The organism is Mesorhizobium sp. M1E.F.Ca.ET.063.01.1.1, from assembly GCF_003998155.1.
In the GTDB taxonomy this organism is placed as follows: Bacteria; Pseudomonadota; Alphaproteobacteria; order Rhizobiales; family Rhizobiaceae; genus Mesorhizobium.
The window spans coordinates 1-5,182 of the sequence record NZ_RZSC01000422.1 but is presented as its reverse complement, the minus strand read 5'-3'; the positions used below and the strand labels follow the sequence as shown (position 1 = coordinate 5,182).

The 5,182-nt window shown below is 64.4% G+C and carries 5 protein-coding genes; all 5 read left to right on the top strand.

Features of this window, described 5'->3' with window-relative positions; genetic code table 11:
* Positions 1-92 precede the first annotated feature (92 nt).
* Positions 93-968, top strand: coding sequence for a twin-arginine translocase subunit TatC (gene tatC, locus EOA29_RS24355; RefSeq protein WP_126093401.1), 876 nt, complete (start codon positions 93-95; stop codon positions 966-968).
* Between the two features lie 98 nt (positions 969-1,066).
* Positions 1,067-2,371, top strand: a complete 1,305-nt coding sequence (gene serS, locus EOA29_RS24350; protein WP_126093402.1) for a serine--tRNA ligase — start codon at positions 1,067-1,069, stop codon at positions 2,369-2,371.
* A 4-nt stretch (positions 2,372-2,375) separates the two neighbouring features.
* Positions 2,376-3,134, top strand: a complete 759-nt coding sequence (surE, locus tag EOA29_RS24345; RefSeq protein WP_126093403.1) for a 5'/3'-nucleotidase SurE — start codon at positions 2,376-2,378, stop codon at positions 3,132-3,134.
* Between the two features lie 13 nt (positions 3,135-3,147).
* Positions 3,148-3,801: a protein-L-isoaspartate(D-aspartate) O-methyltransferase gene (locus EOA29_RS24340; protein WP_126093404.1), complete on the top strand. Its 654-nt coding sequence runs from the start codon at positions 3,148-3,150 to the stop codon at positions 3,799-3,801.
* Between the two features lie 281 nt (positions 3,802-4,082).
* On the top strand, positions 4,083-5,182 hold a 1,100-nt coding region (locus tag EOA29_RS24335; RefSeq protein WP_127221710.1), incomplete at its 3' end, for a LysM peptidoglycan-binding domain-containing protein.

Here is a 5,182-nt window from a genome sequence, read left to right as displayed (position 1 = left end):
GTAGCGCCCAAGGCTAAGGCAGCGCCGGCTGCGGCGAAGAAGCCGGCCGGGAAAAAAGCCGCCGACGCCAAGAAAACGGCGGGAGCCGCCAAGTGAGCGTCTCGGACAAAGAGAAGGAAGAGATCGAGAAATCGTCGGCGCCGCTGATCGAGCACCTTATCGAACTGCGTCGCCGCCTGATCTGGTCTCTGGGTGGGTTCTTCGTCGCGTTCCTGGTCTGCTTCTTCTTTGCCAGGCGCCTGTTCAACCTTCTGGTCATCCCGTTCAAATGGGCGACGCAATGGGCGGGGCTCGACCCACACAAGGTCGAACTGATCTATACCGCGCCGCAGGAGTTCTTCTTCACCCAGGTGAAGCTCGCCATGTTCGGCGGCATGGTGATCGCCTTTCCGCTGATCGCCACGCAGATCTACAAGTTCATCGCTCCGGGTCTCTACAAGAACGAGCGCAACGCTTTCCTGCCGTTCCTGATTGCCTCGCCCATCCTGTTTCTGATGGGCGCCTCGCTGGTCTATTTCTTCTTTACCCCGATGGTGATGTGGTTCTTCCTCGCCATGCAGCAGGCCGGCACCAATGACCAGGTGCAGATTTCGCTGCTGCCGAAGGTGTCGGAATATCTCAGCCTGATCATGACGCTGATCTTCTCCTTCGGCCTGGTGTTCCAGCTCCCGGTGGTGACCAGCCTTTTGACTCGCGTCGGCCTGCTGTCGTCGCAGGCGCTGGCCGATAAGCGCAAATGGGCGATTGTCCTTTCCTTCGTCGTCGCCGCGGTGCTGACGCCGCCCGACCCGTTGAGCCAGTGCGGCCTCGCTGTCCCGACCATCATTCTCTATGAGGTCGCTATCTGGTCCTCGCGTCTGATCGAGCGCAGCCAGGAGCGCGATCGGCTGGCGCGCGAGGCGAGCGAGAGCGGAAAGACCGTAGACGAGAAGGCGCCGGACGCTTCTTCAACGCAGGCGCCAGGTTAGGCGAAAGCCGGAAAAACGCGGCAGGCGGCCCCGTCTGTCTTGCATCGATCAAGGATGCGGTTTACGCCCTCGAACCTTACTTTGAGGACGGATCAACCATGCTTGACATCAAATGGATTCGCGACAACCCGAAGGCTTTGATCGATGCGCTGGTGAAGCGCTCGTGGTCGGCCGGCGACGCGCAATCCACGGTCGACGGCCTGATCGCCAGCGATGAGGCGCGGCGCGCGCATCTCAGCGAGTTGCAGGTCAAGCAGGAGCGCCGCAACGCCGCCTCGAAGGAGATCGGCAACGCCATGCGTTCCGGCGATGCCGCGCTGGCAGAAAAGCTCAAGGGCGAAGTCAGCGACATCAAGGCGTTCATCCAGAACGGCGAGGCGCGCGAGCGCGAGCTCGATAAGGCGCTGAACGACGCACTCGCAGTGCTGCCCAACGTGCCGCTCGACGACGTGCCAGTCGGAAAGGACGAGCACGACAATGTCGTCAAGCGCATCGTCGGCGAGGTGCCGGCGCGTCCGAACTGGGTGAAGGAGCATTTCGAGATCGGCGAAGCGCTCGGCATGATGGATTTCGAGCGGGCGGCGAAGCTGTCCGGCTCGCGCTTCACGGTGCTGAAGAGCCAGCTCGCGCGCATGGAGCGGGCTATCGGCCAGTTCATGCTCGACCTGCACACGACCGAGCACGGCTATGAGGAGATCATCCCGCCGCTGATGGTGCGCGACGAGGTGCTTTTCGGCACCAACCAACTGCCGAAATTCGAGGAGGACCTATTCTTCACGCCGCATGGCGACGGACGCCTGGGCCTGATCCCGACGGCGGAGGTGCCGCTCACCAATCTCGTGCGCGAGGAAATCACGCCGCATGAGAAATTGCCGCTGCGCTTTACGGCGCTGACGCCGTGCTTCCGCTCGGAAGCGGGTTCAGCCGGCCGCGATACGCGCGGCATGCTGCGTCAGCATCAGTTCTACAAGGTCGAGCTGGTGTCGATCACCGACCAGGAGAGCTCGCTTGCCGAGCATGAGCGCATGACGCAATGCGCCGAGGAGGTGCTGAAGCGGCTCGGCCTGCCGTTCCGCACGGTGACGCTGTGCACCGGCGACATGGGTTTTGGCGCGCGCAAGACCTACGACATCGAGGTCTGGCTGCCGGGCCAGAACGCCTATCGCGAAATCTCGTCCTGCTCGGTCTGCGGCGACTTCCAGGCGCGCCGCATGGATGCCCGCTACAAGGACAAGGACGGCAAGGGCAACCGCTTTGTCCACACGCTCAACGGCTCGGGCACGGCGGTCGGCCGCGCTCTCATTGCTGTCATCGAAAACTACCAGAATGAGGATGGCAGCGTAACCATTCCTGAAGTGCTGCGGCCTTACATGGGTGGTCTCGCGAAGATCGAATCGAAATGAGTTCATGCGCATCCTGCTGACCAACGATGACGGCATCCATGCCGAGGGGCTGGCGTCGCTCGAGCGCATTGCCCGCACGCTTTCGGATGACGTCTGGGTGGTGGCGCCCGAGCAGGACCAGTCCGGCTACGCGCATTCGCTGTCGATCTCGGAACCGCTCAGGCTGAGGAAGATCGGCGAGAAGCATTTTGCCGTGCGCGGCACGCCGACCGACTGCGTCATCATGGGCACGAAGAAGATCCTGCCCGAGCCGCCGGACCTCCTCCTGTCGGGCGTCAATTCCGGCGCCAACATCGCCGACGACGTTACCTACTCGGGCACCGTCGCCGGTGCCATGGAAGGCGCGCTGCTCGGCGTGCGCTCGATCGCGGTGAGCCAGGCCTATTCCTATGTCGGCGAGGACCGCGTCGTTCCCTACGAGACGACCGAGGCGCTCGCGCCGGCGCTGCTGAAGAGGCTGGTCGCGACGCCGCTGCCGGAAGGCGTTCTGCTCAACGTCAATTTCCCGAACTGTGCGCCCGACGAGATCGAAGGCACGGTCGTCACGTCGCAGGGCAAGCTCGTGCACAGCCTGTGGGTCGACGAGCGCCGCGACGGGCGCGGACTGCCTTACTACTGGCTGCGCTTCGGCCGAGAGCCGGTCGAAGGCAAGAAGGGCACGGACCTCCACGCGCTGCGCAACCGGCTGGTGTCGGTGACCCCGCTGCAGCTCGACCTCACCGCCCATGAACTCCGCGACCAGCTTACCAAGGCATTGGCATGAACAAGGCATTGGCATGAACACGACCCTCGACGACCGCGAAGGTTTTGCCGCTTTCCTGCTTCGCCTGCGCGGCAGGGGCACGGCGCCGAAGGCGCTGATCGCCGCCTTCGAGGCGACGCCGCGGCGCGGTTTCCTGTCCGCGCAGTTCCATCCGATCGCCTGGTCGGAAGGCATGCTGCCGATCGAATGCGGGGAGGCGATCGAAGGCGCGGATCTGCAGGCGGCGGTGATCGCGGCTTTAGCCATCGAGCCGGGCAACCGCGTGCTCGAGATCGGCACCGGATCGGGCTACACTGCCGCTGTGATGTCGCGGCTCGCTGCGCGCGTGGTCACCGTCGACCGCTACAAAACCTTGACCGAACAGGCAAAGCAGCGCTTCGAGGCGCTGGGCATCAGCAATGCCATCGTGCGCCAGGCAGATGCCTCCAACGGCCTGCCCAACGAAGGCCCGTTCGACCGCATTGTCGCCTGGGCGGCCTTCGAGAGCTTGCCGCGCTTCCTGCTCGATCAATTGTCGAGCGGCGGCATCGTCATCGCGCCGATCGGCCCGGAGGAGGGCGAGCAGGTGCTGGCCAAGCTTACCAAGGTCGGCAGCCGTTTCGAGCGCGAGGACATCGGCATGGTCAGGCTGCAGCCAATCCTGCGCAGCGTCGCCGCGGTGATCTAACTGGGTTGGGATTCAGGTGAGGCCGGCCTGCAAATGCTTCCGGCCATCGTCGACCGAAGCACTCATGAGTGGCGTGGCAATTAAATTAGGGTTTCGGCCGGCGTAGGCTGGTGCTCGCGTGCCTTTCTCGACTCGAGCTAACCTGAATCTCAGCTCGCCCCAAGCGGCCCTCGAAAATGTTTTAAGAAAATTTTCGTCGGATTCTAATGGGTTAACCCCGCAGTAACATTAACGCGCTTTAATCATGGCCAATGTGTACCGGGTCTGTGCGGGTTAGTGCGATGCAATTCAATGGTTTGAAGGCAAACGGACGCAATCTGGCGCGCGGCTGCGCCATCCTCGTGATCGCCGGCGCCGCGGCCGGGTGCAGCTCGCAGGCCATGCGCTTCAACGGTGTCGACGACGTCTTCACGTCGTCCACCAACAACCAGCGCTCCATCATCAGCAAGCAGAACGCCGACCAGCCCTATCCGGGCGATATGGCCGCGCCGGCGCCGGTCGACGGCAGCCACACCCAGTCGGTGAGCCGCTCCAGCCTCGAGCCGGTGACGTCGCAGCAGTTGCCTCCGCCCTCGCAGCAGGCCGCTGCACCCGCAAAGCCGATGCGCACCGCCTCGGCCCCGGCGCTCGCGCCAGCTCCCGCCGCGCCGCATCTCGACAAGACGACCACCGGCACCGTCGCGCCGGCCGCGAAGCCGTTCAAGACCGCCGAGCCCGATGCCGTGCGCAACGCAAGTGCCGCGCCGCACGCGACCGAGATCGTGGTCCGGGAAGGCGAGACGATTTCGGGCCTCGCGCGGCAGTATCATGTGCCGGCCGATGCGATCATCAAGGTCAACGGGCTGGATGCCGGCAAGGGTATCAGGACCGGTCAGAAAATCGTCATCCCCGCCTATGCCTATTCGAGCAAGGCCGAGCCGAAGGTTGCCGACAACACCAAGCCCGCTACGCCGAAACAGCCTGCCGGAGCGCCGGAGAAGGTTGCCGTGCTGCCGCAGCAGCCGAAAGTCAAGGACGGCAAGTCGACTGCGCAGGTCGATGCATCGGCTGCCGCCAGCGGCTCGAAGAACGTCAAGCCCGCGCCGCAGATGGCCGAGGCCAAGCCGGCCGGCGCCGGGGGCACCTACACCGTCCAGCAGGGCGATTCCCTGTCTTCGATTGCCCGCAAGACCGGCGTCAGCGCCACGGCGCTCAAGCAGGCCAACGGCATGAAGGACGGCCTCTTGAAGATCGGCCAGACGCTCAAGGTCCCGGCCGGCGGCACGGTTGTCGCCGCCGCCAAGCCTGCAGCGACTGCCGCCAAGCCTGCCGTCGATCCGGTAACGACGGCGACCACGCCGCCGGCGAAGACCACGCCGTCGGAGACGCTCGCCTCCTACAC

What these genes read in the sequence shown, in the direction of transcription:
- surE (WP_126093403.1), top strand. Translation starts at nt 2,376, where the DNA reads ATGCGCATCCTGCTGACCAACGATGACGGCATCCATGCCGAGGGGCTG.
- serS (WP_126093402.1), top strand. Translation starts at nt 1,067, where the DNA reads ATGCTTGACATCAAATGGATTCGCGACAACCCGAAGGCTTTGATCGAT.
- EOA29_RS24340 (WP_126093404.1), top strand. Translation starts at nt 3,148, where the DNA reads ATGAACACGACCCTCGACGACCGCGAAGGTTTTGCCGCTTTCCTGCTT.